Here is a 21,648-nt window from a genome sequence, read left to right as displayed (position 1 = left end):
CATGATGTTGACTGATCCTGCCAAAAAGTACCGCCCCTTTGTGGCCGTTGATCTGCCCGACCGCCAGTGGCCGAGCAAGCGTATCGAGACGGCGCCTATCTGGTGCAGCGTTGACCTGCGCGACGGCAACCAGTCGCTGATCGACCCCATGGATCAGGAGCGCAAACAGCGCTTATTCGACATGCTGCTTAGTGTTGGTTTTAAACAGATAGAAGTGGGCTTTCCGTCAGCCTCCCAAACCGACTTCGATTTCGTTCGCTCGCTGATTGAGCAGGATAAAATTCCTGACGATGTGACCATTCAAGTGCTAACCCAGGCACGTCCGCACTTGATTGAACGCACCTTTGAAGCGCTACAAGGCGCCAAAAACGCTATCGTCCACGTCTATAACGCTACCGATCCCATGTTTCGCCGGGTAGTGTTCAATGTCGATAAAGCTGAATGCGTGCAAATCGCCGTCGAAGCAACCCAGCAGATTCGCGCGCAGATGGACGCCGCACCAGAAACCAACTGGACGTTCCAGTACTCGCCGGAACTCTTCACTACCACCGAGATGGACTTTGCCGTTGAGATCGTCGAAGCGGTCATGGACGCTTATGGCACCCGCGCCGATAAGCCCATGATCGTGAACCTGCCTGCCACGGTAGAAGTCGCCACGCCCAACAACTACGCCGACCAGATCGAGTGGTTCTGTCGCCACGTCAAAAACCGCGACCACTTGATTGTCAGCGTTCACCCCCATAACGATCGCGGTACCGGCGTTGCGGCGGCAGAGCTGACGCTGATGGCCGGAGCTGATCGCGTTGAGGGTACGCTGTTTGGGAATGGCGAGCGCACCGGCAACGTTGATATCGTCACCCTGGCGATGAATATGTATACCCAGGGCGTTAACCCCCAGCTCGACTTTTCCAATATCACGCCCATCATGCGCGAAGTGGAGTACTGCAACCAACTGCCGGTGCATCCGCGCCACCCCTACGTGGGCGATTTGGTGTTTACCGCCTTCTCCGGCTCTCACCAGGATGCGATCAAAAAAGGCATGGCGGATCGTCGCGCCAACCCTGATGCCGTTTGGGATGTGCCTTATTTGCCTATCGATCCGCTGGACGTGGGCCGTAGCTACGAAGCGGTGATTCGGGTTAACAGCCAATCGGGTAAAGGCGGTGTTTCCTACCTGCTTGAGCAGGAACACGGTATTGAGCTACCGCGCCGGCTTTCCATCGAGTTTAGTCAGGTCGTTCAGGAAGTGGCAGAGCGCACCGGGCGTGAGATCACCTCGCAGATGATCTATCAGGCGTTCTCGGATGAGTATTTAGAGCAGCGAGTGCCCTTTGCATTAGTTAACCACCGTTTGTCGTCTGAACCCGACAGCCCCAAAGTCACGCTGGACGCCGTAATTGAGGAGAGCGGCACACGGCAAACGTTAAAGGGCGAGGGCAACGGCCCGTTAGCGGCCTTTGTTAAAGCACTGGCAGCCGCAGGGCACGATGTAGAGATTATTGACTACCACGAGCACTCCCGTGGCCAGGGCGCCGACGCTGAAGCGATCGCCTATGTGGAAGTGCGTATCGACGGCAAAGCGGTATTCGGTGTAGGTAACGATGAAAGCATTACCAGCGCGTCGATGAAGGGGGTATTGAGTGCGATCAATCGCCACTATTCGACCCAGCCTGCGGCGGCCAACGTAACGGCAGAGACGTTGGGGTAATCCTGCAGTTACCAGTTGAGCGAGGTGAATTGCAATGCGGCCCTGGCAGATAATGGTAGTAACCGCGATAGTGATCGCCGGGCTAGCATCAACATTGGCCTCTCATGAGCCGTTTGAGTCCAAACTGGTAAGATTGGAAGCTCAGCGGGCATTGCCCTCGCTAGAGGCGGCGCTTCAGCAGGAAACAGCGGAGCTCAATGCGCTGTTTCTCAGTTATGCTGACGATCAGGCGCTGTGGATGAGCGCCTCTTTGGCGATTTTGCGCCACGGTGATATGGCCCGCGATGTATTAGTGGAGTACGGCTTACTGCCCAATTTTCAGCGAGTACTGGTGCGCTATGGGGCTGACGCCGTACTTCCCATTAGCTACTTTCGCAACCACGATGTGGCCACGCTAAAGGCGCAGTACTGGGTCGGTGAGCGTTATCAGCAATTCAGCCGCTGGTGGAGCGATGAGGAGGGAGATGCGGATTCAGCGTTTACTCCTTATCGACGTGGGCAGATGGGCATTGTGCTGCTGGATGCCAATGGTCACGCGCTGCTCAACCAGTTTGTGGTCAGTGAACAAGGCGACGTGGAGTGGCTACAGGGTGAGCGTCTGGTTGCGGGCCTAGGCGATTTCTTCACCAGCGGGCTACGCGATTTGGAAAGCCAGTGGCGGCGGGGTGACGACATTGGCGCCGCCGATCTAGGCTGGGCCGGTGTCGATCTACTCGTGATGGCCAGCACCGTGAAGGTGCTGCGGGCAGGCAAGGCCGCTCGTGCTGCCCGGGTGGGCAGTGTGGAAGCCCAGGGGACTCGTGCTGGTTTGCGCCAAGGCGCGTTAATGAGTGGTGGCGGGCGTTTTGCGGCGTTGCCACGTATGGCCAAAGTAGCCGCTGTGGCGGGCACTGCCTATGTAGTGGTTCGCCATCCAAGCCTTGTGAGCGCACTTGGCGCCAACCTCTCTTCCTGGCTAGGCTGGCCGGTTTGGCTCGGTCAGTTTCTTATCTGGCTCATCGTGCTACTGCCAGTACTCTTCATTGCGCGCTTTATTTACCGCTGGCTACTTACGCCGATACTGTGGCTGCTGGTGCCGCTGATGCGGGTATGCTTTAGGGCGGCAAACAATCAGTTAGCCAGGCGTACCAAGCCTCAGACCCGTGATCTTGGCTGAAGCAGTGAGAGAAAGTAGTTGTTAACGTAAACGGGGCAGCCTCTGAGGCCGCCCCGTTTTACGCTAAGGGTTACTCTGGCAGCGCGTAGACCGCGATCTGATCACCCACCTGGTCTTTCAGAATGGTATTGCCACCGGAAACAAAGGCGACATATTGGCGGCCATTGTACTCGTAGACCGCGGGGTTCGAGACGGAGGGGGCTTCGGTCTGGTCTGACCAGAGCTCCTCGCCGGTCTCAAGGGAGTAGGCACGCACCTTGGCATCCATGGAAGCGCCAATAAAGATAATATTGCCTGCGGTTACGGCCGGGCCACCGATGGTGGGCGAGCCCCAGCTCTCAGGCATAAAAAAGCCATACTGTTGCGATGCACCCACCGGACGACGCCATTTGATATCACCGCTGGTCATATCCAGGGCGACAAGCTCGCCAAAGGGGGGCTCCCAGCAGGGCATGCCTAGCCGGTTAAGCGCTACCTCAAGGCGCATCCCGTAGGGGGCGCCTTCTTGAGGGGCGAAGCCGCTTTCGTTGCCGGAGCCGCTATCCGCTTTGTCATAATCTTCGCGATTATAGAGTTTTATGTACTGCACAATGTGCGAGGTATTGACGATCGCTGTCTGGCTTTCGGGGTCGAAGGCTACGCCGCCCCACTGAACGCCGCCCGCGCTGATGGGAAAGCCAAGGGTGCCTTCGCCTTGGGTCGTCGGTGGGGTGTACATGCCTTCATAGTGAAGATCGTCCCACAATGCGGAACACTCTCCGAAGCTAACCGCGTCGGCCAGCGCCCAGACGTTGGGCTTTTCAGACTGATCTAACAGCGGTTCCGGTTTAGTCGGGAAAGGCTGGGTCGGCGCGTAAACTTCGCCCTCAACGCTGCCGTCGCCGCTGGGTACCGGGCGCTCCTCAATCGGCCAAACGTCTTCGCCTGTTTCGCGATTAACCACGAACAGAAAGCCCATTTTGGTTGCCTGGATGAGTGCCGGTATTTCTTCACCATCTACTGTGATGTCCATCAGCGTTGGTGCGGCATTGATATCGTAATCCCAGATATCGTGATGTACCCACTGCCGCGACCAAACCACTTCGCCGGTCTCGATATCCAGGGCAGTGGTGGATGTGCCCAGAGGCACTTCTTCGGTGCGATTGCCGCCCCAGTAGTTCGGCGAGGGTGAGGAAACCGGCAGATAGACTAAACCACGCTCCTCGTCGGCGGACATATGTGTCCAGACATTGGCGGTGCCGCTTTGATCGCGCATCTCATCGGAAAGTGCCTGGAACGTCCATTCACGTTCTCCAGTGCGGGCATTAATTGAGTAAACAGTGCCGGGTGGCGCCTGTTCGTAGGCCCAGTCCATCCCTGCCCAGCCGAGTACCAAGTGGTCTCCCACCACGGTAGGGGGTTGTAGTAGCGAAAGCGGCCAGCGGTCGTTGGTGTCGTTCCACTGGTTGACGTCGAGCACACCGTTATCGGCAAAGTCGGCGCACTGTTCGCCACTATCGGCATCAACCGCGAAAAGCTGTGCATCCATGGTGCCCATATAGATAATTTTCTGACAGGGCTCGCCTGCTACCGGATCGTCGGCTTCCCAATAGGCCACACCACGGTTTTTCAAGGCGGGTTGAGTTAGCGCTTCCAGAGAGGATTGAGTATCGAAACTCCATTTCTCTTCGCCACTACCGGGGTCTAACGCGAGTATGCGGTAGAAGGGAGTACCAATATAAAGGGTATCGTTAGCAAACACCGGGGTCGCTGACCAAACGGTGGCTGGCAACTCACCTGAGCCATCCGCGACATCGCCGGTATGCACTTCCCATACCTTCTCCAGCTCGCCAACGTTATCAGTATTGATTTGATCAAGCGGGCTATATTTTTGGGCATTAAGCTGGCCATGGAAGCTGTTCCAGGTCGGCTCGCCAGGCACCAGCGGGATGGGAGCGCGACTGGGCGCTTCTTCTTGCTCGGGATTCCCCTGCTCACTGGGTTGACCCTGAGCCAGTAACGGCAAGGGCGTAAAACAGATCGCCAGGGCGGTGACTGCGCCTAAGCCTGGGGTTATCGATTTAAACGGGGTGGGTAATAATGTCGGCATGGGCGGCTCCTCAGGTGTGGGTGAGACGGGCGTGATGGGTTGCGCGAACCATATCAACAATCAAGCCGATCAGACCGACTACCATGGCTGCGCTGATCCACCACTGATGCAGCAGCATTCCGGCGAAAGATGTACCGGCAAGCCCCATCAGTATGAGTATCCGCAGTACGATGGAAGCACCACGCCCTCTAACTTTAAAGAGAAGTAACGCCATCACCGCAAGGGCGAGGCAGGCCACAATGGCGACCAGTGCCCCAAGCGTTCCAGTGACGCCGGTTAGTGGTGTGAAATAGGCATATAAAGCGATGGCCAGCCCGGCAAGCGAGGCTATTAAGAGGACGAAAGCGCCCGGTCTGGACGAGAGGGATGGTGACATAACGCTATGGCCTCCTGCTGAGTGAGATGCCCAACGTTGAGGCTAATTCAACGTCAGAAATCGTTAGCACTATAACTTTAGCAGAAAACGATATTTTTACGATCTGGGTGACATGTCTTGATTAACTGTAGCAACACCCAGCGCTGTTTTTTCAATGAAGGGGAGGCATTGTAAAAGCGTTCGTCTCAGCTAAACTAGACCTATTAAACTAAGCTTACTAACCAAGTCGCATTTTTAGGAGATTTTATATGGAGGCTATCAATATTCACGAAGCTAAAACACGGTTGTCTCAGCTAGTGGCGAGGGCTGCCGAGGGGGAGGGGTTTATTATTGCCAAAGCAGGCAAACCGATGGCACGCGTGACGGCCATTGATAGCCCTACTTCTGGACAGCAAAAGCGTCTGGGATTTCTGGCAGGCCAGTTTAAGATACCTAATGATTTTGATCGTATGGGACAGGAGGAAATAGCCGAGATGTTTGGAGGTTGATGTGAATCTACTTCTGGACACGCATGTTTTGCTCTGGGCGGCGGCAGCGCCGGAGAGGCTTTCTGTTGATGCGCGAGCTATGATTAATGACGAAGATAACAGGCTCTATTTTAGCGCTGCCAGCATATGGGAAGTGGTCATTAAGAACAGTCTGCAACGCCCTGATTTTCACGTTGACCCGCACTTGCTGCGTCGTGGGCTGCTGGATAACGGTTATTTAGAACTTTCTATCAGTTCATTGCATACACTTAACGTTGCTCATTTACCAGTCATCCACAAAGACCCTTTTGATCGAATTTTGGTGGCCCAGGCAGAAGCTGAGGGATTTTTGCTGCTTACTGCGGATGAGCTGGTGGCTCAGTATGCTGGGCCTATCCGGAGGGTATAACTAACTTGTGGCTTAAGGCTTCAGCACTGAGCCATTCAAGCGTCTCAGTGCCGGCTGTTTCTTCAACATGCGTCACAACGGCGTTTTACTTCCCCTTCCAGGAATTTCTCGCACTAGGCGTGGCATTAAGAAGCCGGGTAAATGATCGCGAAGATGAGCAACCAGCTCGCGTGCTTCGCTGTCCGGCACATCAAAATGCGCAGCGCCTTGCACAGGATCCAGTACATGCAGGTAATAGGGCAGAATACCTGCTTCGAATAGCCGTTCAGAAAGTGCGGTAAGGGCCGTGACACTATCGTTCACATTGCGCAGCAGTACACTCTGGTTGAGTAGTGTTGCACCCGCCTGCTTAAGGCGCGCGCAGGCGTCTACCACCGCTTGGTCGATTTCATTGGCGTGGTTAATATGCAACACCACCACCTTTTGCAGGCGTGTAGCGGAGAGCCAGCCAAGCAGGGCGTCATCGACCCGATTGGGAATCACCACCGGCAGGCGGGTATGAATGCGCAGCCGTTTTAGGTGCGGGATGCTTTCTAGCTGTTCCACCAGCCATGCCAACTGGCGATCGCTGGCGGCCAGCGGATCCCCACCAGACAGAATCGCTTCGTGAATAGTGGTGTCAGCGCGCAGGTAATCCAGCGCTTCCTGCCACTGCGCCCTGGAGGGGGAGTTATCGCTGTAGGGGAAATGGCGGCGAAAGCAGTAGCGGCAGTTGATGGCACAGTTGGGGCTGGCGATAAGCAGCACCCGGCCAGCATACTTATGGATCAGCCCTTTGATGGGCCGATGTTCGGCTTCTTCAAGCGGATCGACGACGTAGCCATGTGGCGTTAGTGCTTCCTCGCCAAGCGGCAGTATCTGGCGCAGCAACGGGTCGTTTATGTCGGCATAGGCTATTCTGTTGAGGTACGCTTCAGGCACACATACGTCAAACAGTGCATGTCCAGCCTTGGCGCCCGCCAACCAGTCGTGGCTTAGGCCCAGCCGTTCGCAAAGTGTTTGCGGATCGCGAATGGCATGAGAAAGCTGCTGCTGCCAAGTGGAATGAGCTAGTGAGTCGCGATGGCTTTGCGTTTCAGACGCGGCAATAATGATGTTCTCCTGCAAAAAAGCCCTCCTTCGGGTTATCATGCGCGCACTTATTTAACGACGCCATTTGCAACGCTGCTGGCATATAGCTACTGGTATATAAACCTGCTGACAGCGGCAAAGTATGGCTTCGCGCACCACCTGTTGATACAAATAACTGAAATGGATGATTGAGAGACATTATGGCGAACTATTCTACCAACGAATTCAAGGCCGGTCTGAAAGTAATGCTCGACGGCGATCCTTGTGCGATCGTTGAGAACGAGCTGGTCAAGCCCGGTAAGGGGCAGGCGTTTAACCGAGTTAAACTGCGGAATTTGATGACTGGCCGCGTAGGTGAGAAGACTTTCAAATCCGGTGACTCGCTGGAAGGTGCCGATGTCATGGATTTAGAAATGGAGTATCTCTACACCGATGGTGATATGTGGCACTTCATGAAGACCGATGGCTCGTTTGAGCAGTATGCGGTAGAGAAAAAAGCGCTAGGCGATACCATCAAGTGGCTGAAAGAGCAGGTACCCTATATCATTACGCTTTGGGATGATAAGGCTATTTCCGTGACGCCGCCTAACTTTATCGAGTTGGAAGTCGTGGAAACAGATCCCGGTTTGAAAGGCGATACGGCACAGGGTGGTTCTAAGCCTGCGACGTTGTCTTCTGGTGCTGTGGTGCGTGTACCGCTGTTTATCAACCAGGGTGAAGTGCTGAAAATTGATACGCGCAGTGGGGACTACGTCTCACGCGCTTGATCGCTTTCCAGGGCGCTTGTATGTCTTAATGGCCACGCTTTGTGCGTGGCCATTATTATTTAAGGTGATTTTTTCAAGGAGTCGTTATGGCCATTGATTGGCAACCCTCAGCGTCCTTTGAAACGCTGCGCGAACGGGCGCGGTTAATGGCCAAAGTGCGCGCTTTTTTTGCCCAGCGTGACGTGCTGGAAGTGGAAACGCCCGTGCTGGGGCAGGGGGGAAGCACGGATATCCATTTGGTGTCGCTGCACACTCTGGCGCGCACGGACAAAGGGCAGCGCCGTCTATGGCTACAAACCTCCCCTGAATTCCATATGAAGCGCTTGCTCGCAGCGGGCAGTGGGCCGATCTTTCAGCTTGCGCGAAGTTTTCGCGATGGCGAAATCGGCGCCCGCCATAATATTGAGTTCACTATGCTGGAGTGGTATCGGCCCCAATTTACGCTGGATCAACTGATTGATGAGACTGCGACGCTCATTATGTCACTGTTGCCCAGTTTCCCCGGCCCACCTGTGCATTACCGCTACCGGGAGTTGTTTCATACTTACGTAGAGGTTGATCCGTTCACGACGTCTCTGGATAGGCTGAGGGCGATAGCTGCCGAGCGGGCACAAATGTCTGCCCAATCCTTAGCTGATGAAGGCCGCGAGACCTGTCTTGACCTGTTAATGAGCGTGGTGATCGAGCCGCAGTTAGGCCAGCAGGAGCTAAGCGTGGTAGTTGATTATCCGGCTAGCCAAGCAGCCTTGGCGCGACGCCATCAAGATGCAGATGGTGAGTGGGTGGCTTCCCGCTTTGAGGTCTATCTTAACGGTATTGAGTTGGCTAACGGCTACGATGAGCTGACCGATGCGGCTGAGCAGCGCACGCGCTTTGCTGAAGATAACGCTGAGCGCCGCCGTTTGGGCTTACCGGAAGTGGATGTGGATGAGCGGCTGCTGGCCGCACTTGAGCACGGAATGCCCGAAGGCGCCGGTGTGGCGCTGGGGATAGATCGCTTGATTCAGTTGGCACTCGGCAAAGCACGCCTGGAAGACGTGCTTACATTCTCAACGCCCAGCTGTTAGCGGCTAGTTGCTAACAGGCTGCAAGCCGTCAAGCCGAAATCCTCCGCAGTAGGAATACCAGCGGTACGCTGGCAATGTAGATCAGTCCCATCCAAGTAAAGATGTCGTTAAAGGCCAGCACTTGTGCCTGCTGAGAGACTCGTTGCGCCAGCATGGCGACGGCGGTGTGATAGGTATCGGGCACCGAGCCGGCGAGCATCGCTTGGTATTTGGCGATCTCCGCTACCACGACCTCGCGGCTAGTATCGATAGCAGGAATGAGCTGATTCCAGTGAAAGTCCTCGCGGATGTCGCGCACCGTATCGATCAGCGCCAGTCCCATGGCACCCCCCAGGTTGCGCATCACGTTAAAAAGCCCGCTGGCGTTGCCTACCTCGCTCGGCGGCAGGGTGCCCAGGGCAATACGCGAGGCTGGAATGATACACAAGATCAGCCCCATGCCGCGCACGATCTGCGGCACGCAGAACTGCCAAAAGCCCGACTCCACGGTAAGATTGGCGTTCATTATGGTGCCCACGCCGACCAGCAGTAGGCCCATAAACAGCATAATGCGCAGATCGAGGCGGTTGGACAGCTGACCGACAATAGGCGCGCAAAGAAACATCGTCAGCCCGGTGACGAACATCACCTGGCCAATTTGCAGGCTCGAATAGCCGCGCACATAGCCAAAAAACAGCGGCATGATGTAGACCAGCCCGTAGAGCGCGATGCCGATGATAAAGCCCATTACGGCGCCGATGGCAAAGTTGCGGTTGGTAAAGGCGCGCAGATCGACGATTGGGTGGTCGCTGCGCAGGGTGCGGATGAAGAACCAGGCTCCCGCCACCAGACAGGTCAGGCTGAACAGCAAGATCCGCTGGCTGGCAAACCAGTCATCGCCGGGCCCTTCTTCAAGCACAAACTCTAGCGAGCCCAAAAATACCGCGATCAATACCAGGCCGATCAAGTCCAGGTGGCGCGCGACCGCGTGGTTGGGCTTATCGATATCGAGAAATGTCCAGGCGGCCCAGCAGACCAGAACGCCGGGGATCACGTTGGCCAGGAACAGCCAGTGCCAGCTGAGCGTCTCGGTGATGTAGCCGCCCACGGTGGGACCCACAGAGGGTGCCATGGTGACAACCATGCCGATCACCGCCTGCACGCTGCCCATCACCCGGCGGGGAAAGATCGAAAAGCTAACTGCCTGGGTAATGGGTATCATCGCTCCGCCCATAAAGCCCTGAATAGCGCGCAGCACGATCAGTTGCTCGATCGAGGTGGCCAGCGCGCAGCCCAGGCTCGCCAGGGTGAAGCCGACGCACGACAGGGTGAAGGCTACTCGAGTGGAGAGAATGCGCATCAGCATGCCCGACAGCGGGATCATCACAATCTCGGCGATCAGGTAAGCGGTCTGCACCCAGGAGATTTGATCCTCGCTGGCTGAGAGCCCCGCCTGGATTTCGTTGAGCGAGCTGGCGACGATCTGAATATCCAGAATTGCCATGAACATGCCAAACACCGCAGCAATGAAGCCAATGCGCTGTGGCCAGGGTGGCATGTCGTTAACGCCCGTCACCGAGCCGGCGACCGTCTCGCTCATGACTTGGGCCGCTCCGCTGCCAACTGCTGGGCAGGGCGGGAGTCATTTTGTGGTTCAAGATGACGAGTATCGATCTCGGGCACGGCCGATAGCCCGGCGCGCAGTTGGCTCAGCGCCTCGGTGGGGCCGGTGACGCGGATCTTGACCGGCACCCGCTGGACGATTTTGTTGAAATTGCCGGTGGCATTGTCCTGGGGCAGCAGGCTGAACTCGGTGCCGGTGGCTGGCGACAGGCTGTCGACGATGCCTTCGTAGGTAATATCCGGGTAGGCATCCAAATGCACCGCGACTGGCTGGCCGACGCGAATCCGTTCGAGCTGGGTCTCCTTAAAGTTGGCTGCCACGTAGGCCGACTCGATGGGTACCAGCTGCAAAAGCGTCAGCGACGGCTGCGCTAAGGTGCCGACCTCAACGCGTAGATTGCCAATCACGCCGTCCCGGGGGGCGACGATGCGGGTCTTATCCAACTGGTGGCGAGCATAGTCAAGATCGGCGCTAGCGGCGTCCAGATTGGCTTCAGCACGGGTCACGTCGCTCTCGGCCACGGCTAGCTGCCGCCTGGCCGAGACAACCGCGGCTTGGCTTTCGGCAAGCTTTGCCTGGGCGACACTCAGTGCGGCCTGGTCATCTTCGCGCTGCTGACGGGAGCCATAGTTGTTGGCGGCAAGCGATGAGGAGCGCTCCAGATGCTGGCGCGCCTGGTCAAGATTAGCCTGGGCCGCCTGCTGCTGAGCCGTGGCCTGATCGATAGCTGCCTGCTGCAAATCTACCTGGCGGTGTGATTGGGCGATTGAGGCTGCGGCCACTGCCTGCTGGGCCTCGGCCTGGGTCACCTGGTCGCGGTAGCTCTCGGCGTCTAGACGTATCAGCAGATCGCCTTGCTTGACCGTTTGGTTATCATCTACCGCCACCTCGACGACCCGCGCTGATAGCTCGGCGCGTACCGCGACGCTGTCGGTGCGCACATAGGCATTGTCGGTCTCTTCCATGAAGCGCCCGGTTTGCCACCAGCCCATGCCCCACCAAATTAGCGCCGCCAGGACGATAATCCCCGCCACCATAGCGAGTAACTTGCGGCTAGTTTTGCCGCTGGAGTGGGCATCTTGACCCGCGACGGTATGGCTGCTTTGGCGCTCATCCGGGGGCTCGCCCGGCTTAGTATTCGATGTCATGACCACTCCTTAAGGCAATAGCGCTCCTGCTAGGGGCTCCCTGTGAGGCAAAGACACCTCCCTTGGGAAAAAGACAAATAGTGTAATGAATGCTACATTACATTTCCAGGGCAAAAAATATTACTTCTGTGCGCCGCGTCTTTATAATTAATCCTTCTTTATATACCTCTATAGGAGTGTCAATGCCACGCTCAACCACGCCAGATCCCAACATAACTGATGGCGTAACGTCGCGCGGCGTGGCGCGCCGTGAACGTCTGCTGGACGCTGCCCGGGATGTTTTTCTTGAACAGGGCTATGCCGGTGCCAGCGTTAACGAAGTGGTTGCCCGCGCCGGCGGATCTTTGGCGACGCTGTATAAGCAGTTCGGTAACAAGGAGGGATTATTCACAGCGGCGATGGAGCGTCATATCTCCACCGCTTGGGCAGTGCTGGAGGAGGGGCGACGGGATCACCAAGCCCTAGAGCAGGTGCTGTACGAGCTAGGCCGCCGAATGCTGACGTTGGTGTTCGAGCCGGGCGTGATCCGTTTAGTTCGCGGCTTAGCCTTTGAGGCCGAACGGGCTCCGGAGCTTGGTGAGCTGTTTCTCACTCGCGGCCCCGACCAGACCCGTCAGGCGCTAGCTGCTTACTTAAGCGAGCAGGTGGATAGCGGCCGTCTTGACCTCGACGATCCGCGTGAAGCGGCCGGTATGTTTATGGGAATGTTGCTTGGTGAATGGCACATTGACGCTCTGCTTGGTCGCCATGTGCGTCTTGACGAGACGCGGTGCAACGCTCGAGCTCGACGCTGTGTCGAGCTCTTCCTCTCAGGTGCGGCTAGTGCTTCGACCTAGGTCGTTCAGGGGGAAAGGTCATCAATAAGCTCCCAGCGTTTGCCCCATCTGCACCATGCTGCCCAGCGGATTGTTTGCGAAATTGGGCGGCTTGGCGAAACACATCACCACCGTTGAGCCGAGCTTGAAGCGGCCCATCTCAGCGCCTTTTTCAAGTGTGATAGGTTGGCTAAATTGTGTGCGCTGAGGGCAGCCCGCAAGCGGCGTCACCTGCCCTGACCAGACGGTTTCGATGGCAGCGACGATCATCGCACCAACCAGTACCATCGCCATGGGGCCGTGCTCGGTATCAAAGATACATACTAAGCGCTCGTTGCGGGCGAAGAGGCCTGGCACGCAGTTGGCAGTGGCTTGGTTGACCGAGAATAGTAGCCCCGGCACGTAGATCATTTCCCTAAGCGTACCCGTCACCGGCATGTGCACCCGGTGGTAGTCCCGAGGGGAGAGGTAAACGGTGGCAAAGCTGCCGCCTAAGAACTCTTCTGCCAGTGCCGTATCGCCGCCGAGCAGGGTTTGCGCGGAGTAGGTGTGGCCTTTTGCCTGCACCAGTTGTCCGGCCTGTAGGCGTCCGTATTGGGAGAGCGTGCCGTCGGCGGGGCTGAGGATGCCATCGCCCAGTGGGCGGGCATCCGCTTTGAGCGCACGGGTGAAAAAGTCGTTGAACGTAGCGTAGGCGGTGGGGTCTGGCTCTAGCGCCTGGCTCATATCAACGTTGAAGCGTTTGATAAACGTTTCAATCAAGGTGTTTTTCACCCAGGGATTGTCACACTGGGCGAACTGGCCGGTTAGGCGCGAGATCGCGTGGTGAGGCAGCGGATATTGGATTAGCGAAAAGGCTTTTTGGGAAAGGGTCACAATAATATCTTCGTAGCAGTGGCTTAAAGCCTAAATGAGCTGAAATATCAGCCCTGGCTAACCCAGCAATACGTAACGCAGACACGCTGTAAACCCATCCCTGGGCGCTCGGCTTTTTCATCTGACCGCCATGGATGGCGGGAATGCCGGAATTGCATGGAGCTCTTTCCGGCCCTGAAAAAGACGGTCTGCTTATACGTATTCCTGGCGCCAGGGCGCAAGCTGTCGAGAATTACTTCTCAATCGGCGTATCGTCGCGGTTGCCCCATTCACCCCAGGAACCCGCGTAGCCGCGCATATTAAAGCCCAGTGCCTTGCCGACCAGCCAGGTGAAGCTGCTGCGGTGGTGGCTTTGGCAGTGGGTGGCAATTTCCATGTCGGGCGTGAGGCCCAGGGCGCCTAGCTCGGTGATCAGCTCGGCGTAATCGCGTATACGTAGCGCGCGGTTGCGATCCATGGCATGGAGCCAATCCATATTGACCGCCCCCGGAATATGGCCCAGGTGCTTGTTGTTACCGCGTAAGCCATCGTACTCATCTTTGGAGCGCGCATCCCATACCGCAAACTGCCTATCATCGAGCTTTTCTTTGATTTCGTCGCAGGTAATCAGGGCTTGGGGGTTGAGAAACTCAGCGTGGTATTCGCTGGGGGTTGGGGCGGTCGGTTCTGTGCTCTCCTCCAGGCCCGCATCGCGCCAGGCGTGAATGCCGCCGTTCAAATAGGAGTAGCGAGTGTGGCCGATCAGGTCTAGCGTCCACAGTAACCGTGCCGCCCAACCGCCGCCTTCGTCGTCGTAAGCGACCACGTGAGTATCGCGGGTTAAGCCCAGGGCACTGAACAGCCTTGATAGCGCCTCGACGCTGGGAACGTCGCTGGGCACAGGCCCTTCACCGCGCATCAAGTAGCGAAAATCGAGGAAGATAGCCCCAGGCACATGGCCTTGGCGATAGCTATCGCCGTTGACCGGTACATCGATAATCAGCAGCTGTGGGTCATCCAAATGTTCCTGCAGCTGTTCAGGCTCAACGATTAGCGGCAGCAGGTTGGATTCCGACGATTGGCTTTCGGTGCTCATGAGTAACTCCTCTAAATCCTAGCTATCCAAGCTATCAAGTATGCGCCGGTAGCTGGTAAAGCGTGCTGGATGAATCTTGCCTGCCTCGACCGCTGCGAGTAAAGCACAGCCTGGCTCATTGCGGTGGCGGCAGTCACGGAAGCGGCAGTGACCAATATAGTCGTGAAACTCAATAAAGCCGTCGGTGACTTCCTGCTCGTTGAGGTGCACCAGGCCAAACTCGCGAATACCCGGTGAGTCGATGAGATCGCCGTCGGCCACTTCAGCGCGACTCATGGTGTAGAGGCGTGCCGTGGTGGTGGTGTGAGTACCTTTACGCGAGTCTTCCGAGAGCGCGCCAATGCGCAGGGTTTCATCGGGTAGCAGCAGGTCGATTAGCGAAGACTTGCCCACGCCGCTTTGACCGACGAATACCGAGGTGCGGCCTTCAAGCTGGCTGCGCAGATCATCCAGCCCGGTTTCGGTAGCGGTGGTGGTGCGCACGACGGGATAGCCCAAATTGCGATAGCGTTCTAATAATTTGCCTAACTCGCCGCCATCTTCTGGCAGCAGGTCGGTTTTGTTGAGCACCAGCACTGGCGCTATACCGGTGGCCTCGGCGGCGACCAGATAGCGATCGATAAGGTTGGCGTGAGGTGCGGGTTCTACCGCAAACACGATCAACAGCTGGTCAATATTGGCGGCCACCGGTTTGAGCAGGCCGCGAGCGTCTGGGCGCTTAAGCACGCTATCGCGCTCTTCACGAGCCACCACCACGCCGGAGCCTTCTTGTCCTGCGCGCCATATCACTCTGTCGCCGGTGACTAGGCCGTCCAAGTTGGCGCGTAAGTGACAGCGCACCGGTTCATTATCGCTATTGCGCACCTCCAGGGTGCGTCCAAAGTGAGCAACGACACGGCCCGGCTGTTCGGCACCGTATTCACCGGCGGAGAGTTTTTCAGCGTCTTGCACATCGCGCTTTTCGGCGCGCTGGGCACGTTCCGCCTGGACTTTCTCGACTCGCCACTGCTGCTGGCGACTTAATTTACGTTTGCTCATGACCACCTGATGATCGCTACAATAGATGTCATTGTACCTATCAAAGGTGTGATTGTACTTATCAAAGATGCCATCAAGTAGCCAAGCTCTCCTTTGTAGCTGCTTGAAGGGTCTATTTTCAGTGTTATTTAAGAAACCTCTGATTAACTATTGCGCTCGACCATACGGCGTTAAAAATCGCCTCAAAATGCTCATTTACAACCCGTAAACTCCGCTTTTTCGTTGATTTTTGCCTTGTCTGGCCTTCACTCATTACGTTAATCAGAGGCTCCTTAAGTATTATTTTGTTTTTCACTATTCAGGTTGCATTCAAGTCTGCTACTCATTGCAGTGCTCTCATCAACACCTAAAAAGGCTAAGCATTACAAGGTATCGCAACCGTGCTCAAGGTGAGATTCGCGAAGGTTGTGCGCTCGCTCTGTCTGGTGAAATGTCTCAAGAGCACTCATCAATTAGTATAAGGCATTGTAGCTGCTCACTACGCATTTACTGTGGGCGTCAAATCAGATGACCTTATGTCGTATGCATCTGAAATCGCTGTGGCTCTCGTAAGGAAATGTTTTATATAACATAAAATGTATTCTTATACATTTTATGATCTGAGCCAGGCTGCATTATAGGGTTGTATAAGCATAGATCTAACTAGTCTTTTTATGAGTCTTTAAAAAATCTTCACCAAGGGCTATTTGACACAGCAATCTGAGGGCTGCTATTAATATTTTGTGATATATCACGGCATGCATCGCAAACATGGAGCAGCTTATGAAAACTATAAAAAGATCTATCGTAGCAGCGCTTGGCATTGCTTTACTCTCGCCTTTAACCAACAGTTACGCGCAAGATGTAACAACGCTTAACTTCCAAACACATCATAGTTCCTCATCATTACAAGGAGAGGCACTTAATCGATTTGCCGATTTGGCAAACGAAATGTCAGGCGGTAGTTTAGATATAAAAATGCATACTGACTCAGCAGTAGTGAAAGCGTCTGAGGCATTTGAGTCAGCAAGTATGGGTATTATTGATGGTGATGCAACGGGGGCAGGATATATAACGGGTAAAAATCCAGCCTTTCAATTTTATGGCGATATCATGGGAGGGTACAACACACCTCTCGAGTTAATCGGTTGGTATAAAGATGGAGGCGGGTTAGAGCTAGCTAACGAACTATACCACAAATTTGATATGCACTTGGTTGGAGTGTTTGTCGCGACTCCTGAAGCTCTCAGCTCGACTACTGAGTTGGCGGGGATAGAAGATATAGATGGTTGGAAGTTCCGCTCTCCTCCTGGTATGGAGTCTGAAATATTTGCAAGTTTGGGAGCTGGCCCAGTTGTAATGCCTTTTGGTGAAGTGTTTACGGCGATGTCCACAGGAACCGTTTCCGGCGCGGATGCATCCACCTTGGCAGTGAATAAAGGTTTAGGTCTCTACGATATAGCAGAGCACGCTACTTATCCGGGTTTTCATTCAATGCCCCTTGGCCGCAGAAATTGAGTGCAACACCTGAGCATTTCGCTAAGGTGTTGTCCCATGTCTTACCTCGAACTCAGCATTGAAGAACGTGCCAGCATCCAAGTGGGTCAAGCCCAAGGGATGAGCCTTCGGCATATTGCCCAGCTCTTAGGGCGAGCTCCTTCAACCATCTCTCGTGAAATACGCCGTAACCAAATAGCCCAGAACGGTTACTGTGCCCGGCACGCTCAACGTCAGCGAGAAAAGCGTCGAGCTGCCTGTCGCCCGACACAGAAGCTTGTGCCGGGCACGGAGCGTTTTGACCTCATCGTTTATATGTTGCGACAACGCTTGTCTCCTGAACAAATTAGCGGCAAGCTCAAAATGATGAAACTACCTGATTTGCGCGATGCCTACGTCTGCCGAGAAACCATCTACACGGCCATTTATGCCTTGCCTGTTGGCCACCTTCGCAAGGAACTGATTCACTGCTTGCGACAAGGTAAAACCACACGCAAGCCTCGCCGTGGCGAAGTGGATCGACGTGGACAGATCCCTGACATGGTCAGCATTCACTTACGTCCGCCCGAGGTCAGTAAGCGTGAAATGCCCGGCCACTGGGAGGGCGATCTGATTAAAGGTAAGAATAACGCGTCTGCGGTAGGCACCTTGGTAGAACTTAGTAGTGGCTATCTGATACTCGCAAAAATGGATGACGCCACCGCCACATCCGCCGTCGCAGGCTTTAGTGCTGCCCTGAACCGAATGCCGACCACCGCTCGAAAAAGCATGACTTATGATCAGGGGCGTGAAATGGCACACCATGCAAAAATTACTCAAGAAACCGGTGTTGCGATTTACTTTTGCGATCCCCATAGCCCCTGGCAGCGGGGGGCCAATGAGAATATCAATGGCCTAATCCGTCAATATTTACCGAAAGGAACGGATCTTTCAGTGCATAGCCAGGAAGAGCTAGACGCCATTGCCTTTGAGCTAAATATGCGACCTCGAAAACGCTTTGGGTTTAAATGTCCGATAGAAGTGATGAGCGAGCTGATGACCAAGTACCATGAAAGCCCATCAACCATCCAGTGAGTGTGTTGCACTCAGAGTCTGCATCCGCCCCCATTGAGCACGTGGCGATGAATCTTGAAAAGTGGAATAGTCTTAGTGAAGCAGAGCAACAAATACTTCGTTCTGCTCTGGATACCATTGCATTGGAGATAGTTCAAGACTCCACGATGCTTGATCGTCAAGCAGCAGTAGAACTTAGGCAAGAAGGCGTAACTCTACACGATTGGAGCGAGGAAGACCGTCAGGCATTCAGAGAAGCAGCTCAAGCAGTGTGGGAAGATTGGTCGACACGTAGTCCTGAAGCAAAAGCCGCGTACGATTCACATATCGCCTATATGACGAAAATAGGCATCCTTGAATAGATGAAAATGCCAATAAACCGAGGCCATTAGGTCTCGGCTTACTCAAGGAGAGACTCTATGCCACCTGCTAAGCATAAGTCATCGATTGCAAAAACAATAACGGCACTTTTTTCTTTGCTACTACTCGTGATTGTGGCCGTCACTTTTTATGAAGTGTTAGCCAGGTATATATTTAAAGCTCCCACCCTTTGGGCCAATGAGTTGGCACTTTGGTTATCTGCGATTCTTTATGCGGCGGCAGGAGTCTATGCAATGCAGCTCGACCAGCACCTTCGTATTACCGTCTTATATGACGCTTCGCCATCTTGGTTAAAGCGAGTATTCGACTGTATCCAGCTTGTTTGCGTGCTTACTTACTGCTTGGCGGTATCCTGGTTCGGTTGGCCCAGTTCATGGAAAGCATTGTCAACGTGGGAGCGCTTTGGTACCGCTTGGAACCCTCCCATACCTGCGACAGTCAAGCCTGCCATAGTATGCGCAGCACTGATAATAGCGATCTACGCGATTATCAATTTCGTCAACAATATGCGGGGGATCGACACTCGCTCACTGGCTGAGGAGAAGGGACGTGTCGATTGAGTTAATTACCCTAGTACTTGTTCTTGGCGTTCTATTTCTGATGGCCATAGGTGTGCCGCTGGCCTTTGCTGCGGGCTCTCTTGCGATCACAACCGCTTACTTTAATTATGGTACTCCCGTCATCGCCATTGCCCACAAAACTATATATGGGCTGGCTACTGAGTATGCGTTACTCTCTATTCCGTTGTTTATATTTATGGCAACGCTGTTAGAAAGATCGAGAATAGCCCACGACCTTTACAATAGTCTCAATAAACTATTTGGACACCGAAAAGGTGGCGTAATGACCGTTACGCTTGTTATATCCATCTTTATGGCTGCCATAAGCGGTATCATAGGTGGTGAGATTGTTCTGCTCGGTCTAGTGGCACTACCTCAAATGTTGAGGCTTAACTATGATAAAAAACTGGCAATTGGAGTGATCTGTGCTGGCGGTTCCTTGGGGACAATGATCCCTCCGTCAATTGTGCTAATTGTTTATGGGCTCACCGCCGAAGTCTCAGTGCATAAATTGTTTCTCGCTTCATTTGTTCCAGGCTTTGTATTAGCGCTTGCCTATTATGCTTATATCTATATTCGTTGTACGTTAAATCCAAACCTAGCCCCAATGCCCGATAAAGTAGAAGTCGAAGCCATTGGTTGGAAGGACATCATTCATGGTTTCCTTCCGTTTCTGTTGCTAATTTTTATCGTGTTTGGGTGCATCTATGGAGGAGTAACATCAATTACAGAAGCAGCTGGGGTAGCTGTGGGCGCCACCCTTATGGTGATATATGCACGCAAAGAGCTTTGCAAAGAGTTAGTGTGGCAAGCGCTTAAAAGGACGCTCCTGTCATGCGGTATCATTTTATGGGTAACTTTTGGCGCAGCGGTATTAATTGGAATATACAATCTCTCAGGGGGGCAACAGTATGTTACTAGCTTTATTGCTGGGCTAGGTATTTCTCCTTTTGCAACAATCTTGGTTATGATGCTAGTGTTTTTTGTGCTTGGACTGTTTATGGATTGGATTGGAATACTGCTTCTTACAATTCCTATTTTTGTACCAATTGTAACTCATTTAGGTTATGACCCAGTATGGTTTGGTGTGCTCTTTTCACTAACGATGCAAGTTGCATTTTTGTCACCTCCATTTGGGCCGGCTGCATTTTATTTAAAAAGTGTTGCCCCACCTGAGATCAGCCTTCAAACAATATACGCTTCGCTTTGGCCATTTATGCTTATACAAATAGCAATACTGGTATTTATGTTGGCTTTTCCTGGTATAGCACTTTGGTTGCCTGCCGCACTCAGCTAAAAAGGATTAAAAATGAAAATAACAGCGATAAAAACATATCGACTAAAAGAATTTTCCAATGTGCTTTGGGTGCACGTTGAAACGGATGCTGGTATCGTCGGTTTAGGTGAAACATTTTATGGTGCTGGGGCTGTAGAGGCCCATATACACGAAACACTTTCCGAGCGGTTGTTGGGCAAAGATCCTCTTCATATTGAGGCTTTGCACAAAGAGATGGTATCACTCCCCATGGCGCAGTCTTCAACAGGCGCTGAATACCGCGCAGCCTCTGCTATCGACATAGCTCTCTGGGATATCTTTGGTAAAGTATGTAACCAGCCAGTCCACCAAATGTTAGGGGGGCTTTGTTGGGAGAAAATTCGTATATATAACACTTGCGCAGGTTATCGTTACGTTCGAACCAACAATATCAAGCCGGTTTCAAATTGGAATATAGGTGCCTCAGAGGGGCCTTATGAGGATCTGGACGGCTTTATGAACCGCCCAGCGCAGTTAGCTGAAAATCTCCTGGAGTCGGGTATTACGGCAATGAAAATCTGGCCATTTGACCCTATTGCTGCTGAAACGCGTGGCCAGTACATCACCTCACCGCAAATGAAAAAAGCCATAAAGCCCTTCGAAGAAATACGTAAGGCCGTTGGCGATGATATGGACATTATGGTTGAGTTCCATTCTCAGTGGAATTTACCTACTGCAAAAAATATTGCTAAGGAATTGGAGCAATTTAATCCCACTTGGTATGAAGACCCCATCCGAATGAACTCACCGCAAGCACTTGCTGAGTTTGCCGCTTCTACCTCTGTTTGGACGTGTGCCAGTGAAACGCTTGGTTCTCGTTGGCCCTATAAAGACATGCTGGATCGTGACGCAACCCATGTGGTTATGGTCGATCTCTGCTGGACTGGGGGGTTAACAGAAGGGCGCAAAATAGCCTCCCTTGCCGAAACCTGGCATCGCCCTTTTGCTCCTCATGACTGTATTGGCCCGGTTGGATTTGTGGCCGCCATTCATATGTCGTTTAGTCAGCCAAACACGCTCATTCAGGAGAGTGTAAGAGCTTTTTATCGAGGCTGGTACACCGAGTTGGTAACGGTTGTACCCAAAATCGAGAATGGCTTTGTATACCCCATGGAGGGGCCAGGGCTTGGCGTTGAGCTTCTGCCCACTTTCTTTAAACGCTCCGATTTGAGCGTGAGAAAAACGTCACTTTAAAGGA

21 protein-coding genes are annotated in these 21,648 nt (G+C 53.9%); 13 read left to right on the top strand and 8 right to left on the bottom strand.

Annotated elements, in window-relative coordinates; genetic code table 11:
* Position 1: 1 nt before the first annotated feature.
* On the top strand, positions 2–1,708 hold the full coding sequence (gene leuA, locus AC4EYZ_RS02545; RefSeq protein WP_161463463.1) for a 2-isopropylmalate synthase: 1,707 nt from the start codon (positions 2–4) through the stop codon (positions 1,706–1,708).
* A gap of 34 nt (positions 1,709–1,742) precedes the next feature.
* On the top strand, positions 1,743–2,864 hold the full coding sequence (locus tag AC4EYZ_RS02540) for a hypothetical protein (protein WP_138800051.1): 1,122 nt from the start codon (positions 1,743–1,745) through the stop codon (positions 2,862–2,864).
* Positions 2,865–2,934: 70 nt separating this feature from the next.
* On the opposite strand, the gene AC4EYZ_RS02535 is transcribed toward AC4EYZ_RS02540, so the two are convergent.
* Complete coding sequence (locus AC4EYZ_RS02535; protein WP_474192297.1) at positions 2,935–4,953, bottom strand: pyrroloquinoline quinone-dependent dehydrogenase; 2,019 nt, start codon at positions 4,951–4,953, stop codon at positions 2,935–2,937.
* A 10-nt stretch (positions 4,954–4,963) separates the two neighbouring features.
* Positions 4,964–5,329 (bottom strand): hypothetical protein, encoded by a 366-nt coding sequence (locus tag AC4EYZ_RS02530; protein ID WP_022523991.1) that lies wholly within the window; start codon positions 5,327–5,329, stop codon positions 4,964–4,966.
* A 248-nt stretch (positions 5,330–5,577) separates the two neighbouring features.
* Here AC4EYZ_RS02530 and AC4EYZ_RS02525 point away from each other — a divergent pair, with 248 nt between their 5' ends.
* Both AC4EYZ_RS02525 and AC4EYZ_RS02520 read left to right on the top strand, forming a co-directional pair.
* Positions 5,578–5,817 (top strand): type II toxin-antitoxin system Phd/YefM family antitoxin, encoded by a 240-nt coding sequence (locus tag AC4EYZ_RS02525; RefSeq protein ID WP_161463459.1) that lies wholly within the window; start codon positions 5,578–5,580, stop codon positions 5,815–5,817.
* Complete coding sequence (locus AC4EYZ_RS02520) at positions 5,807–6,205, top strand: type II toxin-antitoxin system VapC family toxin (protein ID WP_202606295.1); 399 nt, start codon at positions 5,807–5,809, stop codon at positions 6,203–6,205. Before AC4EYZ_RS02525 ends, AC4EYZ_RS02520 begins: the two co-directional genes overlap by 11 nt.
* A gap of 72 nt (positions 6,206–6,277) precedes the next feature.
* Here the strand turns inward: AC4EYZ_RS02520 and epmB are convergent, their stop codons facing one another.
* Entirely contained in the window at positions 6,278–7,312 is a 1,035-nt protein-coding gene (gene epmB, locus AC4EYZ_RS02515) for an EF-P beta-lysylation protein EpmB (RefSeq protein ID WP_190373435.1), read from the bottom strand.
* A 164-nt stretch (positions 7,313–7,476) separates the two neighbouring features.
* Here epmB and efp point away from each other — a divergent pair, with 164 nt between their 5' ends.
* Together efp and epmA are read left to right on the top strand one after the other, a co-directional pair.
* On the top strand, positions 7,477–8,043 hold the full coding sequence (efp, locus tag AC4EYZ_RS02510; RefSeq protein ID WP_022523987.1) for an elongation factor P: 567 nt from the start codon (positions 7,477–7,479) through the stop codon (positions 8,041–8,043).
* A gap of 86 nt (positions 8,044–8,129) precedes the next feature.
* Positions 8,130–9,110 (top strand): EF-P lysine aminoacylase EpmA, encoded by a 981-nt coding sequence (gene epmA, locus AC4EYZ_RS02505; RefSeq protein WP_009287746.1) that lies wholly within the window; start codon positions 8,130–8,132, stop codon positions 9,108–9,110.
* A gap of 28 nt (positions 9,111–9,138) precedes the next feature.
* Here the strand turns inward: epmA and AC4EYZ_RS02500 are convergent, their stop codons facing one another.
* A complete protein-coding gene (locus AC4EYZ_RS02500; protein WP_190373434.1) occupies positions 9,139–10,689 on the bottom strand; it encodes a DHA2 family efflux MFS transporter permease subunit in 1,551 nt (516 codons plus the stop codon).
* Positions 10,686–11,861: an HlyD family secretion protein gene (locus AC4EYZ_RS02495; protein WP_051430615.1), complete on the bottom strand. Its 1,176-nt coding sequence runs from the start codon at positions 11,859–11,861 to the stop codon at positions 10,686–10,688. Before AC4EYZ_RS02495 ends, AC4EYZ_RS02500 begins: the two co-directional genes overlap by 4 nt.
* 182 nt (positions 11,862–12,043) lie before the next feature.
* Here AC4EYZ_RS02495 and AC4EYZ_RS02490 point away from each other — a divergent pair, with 182 nt between their 5' ends.
* On the top strand, positions 12,044–12,697 hold the full coding sequence (locus AC4EYZ_RS02490; protein ID WP_141441294.1) for a TetR/AcrR family transcriptional regulator: 654 nt from the start codon (positions 12,044–12,046) through the stop codon (positions 12,695–12,697).
* Between the two features lie 21 nt (positions 12,698–12,718).
* Here the strand turns inward: AC4EYZ_RS02490 and asd are convergent, their stop codons facing one another.
* From asd to rsgA, 3 genes are all read right to left on the bottom strand, one after another.
* Positions 12,719–13,552 (bottom strand): archaetidylserine decarboxylase, encoded by an 834-nt coding sequence (asd, locus tag AC4EYZ_RS02485; RefSeq protein ID WP_474193166.1) that lies wholly within the window; start codon positions 13,550–13,552, stop codon positions 12,719–12,721.
* Between the two features lie 232 nt (positions 13,553–13,784).
* Positions 13,785–14,627 carry a sulfurtransferase gene (locus AC4EYZ_RS02480; protein WP_022523983.1) on the bottom strand — a complete coding sequence of 281 codons (843 nt, stop codon included), beginning with the start codon at positions 14,625–14,627 and terminating at the stop codon, positions 13,785–13,787.
* A gap of 18 nt (positions 14,628–14,645) precedes the next feature.
* Positions 14,646–15,665 (bottom strand): small ribosomal subunit biogenesis GTPase RsgA, encoded by a 1,020-nt coding sequence (gene rsgA / locus AC4EYZ_RS02475; RefSeq protein WP_190373432.1) that lies wholly within the window; start codon positions 15,663–15,665, stop codon positions 14,646–14,648.
* A gap of 762 nt (positions 15,666–16,427) precedes the next feature.
* Between rsgA and AC4EYZ_RS02470 the strand changes: the two genes are divergently transcribed.
* The 6 genes from AC4EYZ_RS02470 to AC4EYZ_RS02445 are packed head-to-tail and all read left to right on the top strand — an operon-like array spanning position 16,428 to position 21,644.
* Positions 16,428–17,162: a type 2 periplasmic-binding domain-containing protein gene (locus tag AC4EYZ_RS02470; RefSeq protein WP_474193258.1), complete on the top strand. Its 735-nt coding sequence runs from the start codon at positions 16,428–16,430 to the stop codon at positions 17,160–17,162.
* A gap of 36 nt (positions 17,163–17,198) precedes the next feature.
* Positions 17,199–18,215 carry an IS30 family transposase gene (locus tag AC4EYZ_RS02465; RefSeq protein WP_317998401.1) on the top strand — a complete coding sequence of 339 codons (1,017 nt, stop codon included), beginning with the start codon at positions 17,199–17,201 and terminating at the stop codon, positions 18,213–18,215.
* 47 nt (positions 18,216–18,262) lie between these two features.
* Positions 18,263–18,556, top strand: coding sequence for a hypothetical protein (locus tag AC4EYZ_RS02460; protein WP_490204079.1), 294 nt, complete (start codon positions 18,263–18,265; stop codon positions 18,554–18,556).
* A gap of 57 nt (positions 18,557–18,613) precedes the next feature.
* Positions 18,614–19,135: a TRAP transporter small permease subunit gene (locus AC4EYZ_RS02455; RefSeq protein WP_190373431.1), complete on the top strand. Its 522-nt coding sequence runs from the start codon at positions 18,614–18,616 to the stop codon at positions 19,133–19,135.
* A complete protein-coding gene (locus AC4EYZ_RS02450) occupies positions 19,125–20,432 on the top strand; it encodes a TRAP transporter large permease (RefSeq protein ID WP_190373430.1) in 1,308 nt (435 codons plus the stop codon). The genes AC4EYZ_RS02455 and AC4EYZ_RS02450 overlap by 11 nt, the downstream gene beginning before the upstream one ends.
* 12 nt (positions 20,433–20,444) lie before the next feature.
* Positions 20,445–21,644, top strand: coding sequence for a mandelate racemase/muconate lactonizing enzyme family protein (locus AC4EYZ_RS02445; RefSeq protein WP_138800058.1), 1,200 nt, complete (start codon positions 20,445–20,447; stop codon positions 21,642–21,644).
* Positions 21,645–21,648: the final 4 nt, after the last annotated feature.

The organism is Vreelandella sp. 162(4c) (genome assembly GCF_058152265.1).
This window is presented reverse-complemented; position numbering and strand designations above follow the sequence as displayed.